Origin of the sequence: Paraburkholderia sp. BCC1884 (assembly GCF_900996225.1) — a bacterium.
Lineage (GTDB): Bacteria > Pseudomonadota > Gammaproteobacteria > Burkholderiales > Burkholderiaceae > Paraburkholderia.
Map to the genome: position 1 here is coordinate 1 of NZ_CAAJGL010000019.1, position 458 is coordinate 458.

At 70.3% G+C, this 458-nt stretch carries 1 protein-coding gene; it reads left to right on the top strand.

All coding sequences use genetic code 11. From position 1 onward, the window contains the following. Positions 1 to 458: alpha/beta fold hydrolase (locus FQ705_RS01140; RefSeq protein ID WP_144137639.1), on the top strand; the 458-nt coding region annotated here is incomplete at both ends.

Here is a 458-nt window from a genome sequence, read left to right on the forward strand (position 1 = left end):
CGGCGCCGTGTTCGTGGATGGCGTGGTCGAGCTGAAGCCGGAGCAGTTGGTGAGCCATCCCGAGGTTTACCGTGACATGACATCGCCCGAGCTGCGGACGCATCTCGACGGCGAGCGCCGCTTCCTGGCGCTGTGCTTCCACCGCCAGCCCGATGCCGCGCTGTTCGAGCGGCTGCTCGCCAATGCCGCGATGGCCTCGTGGGACATGCAGCGCGCGGTGCCGGGCATGACCGTGTCGGCCGCCGAGGGCCTGAGCCGCGCACGCGTGCCGCTGCTGTTCATCCAAGGCGGCCGCGACGCGCTGGTCGATACGCCGGCCACCCTGGCCCGCGCCCGCGCGCTGAACCCGCGCATCGCGAGCAAGCTGTACGAGGAATCGGGCCACGCGCCCTTCATCGAGGAACCCGAGCGCTTCAACCGCGATCTGGCCGATTTCGTCGGATCGCTGTCCGCCGCAC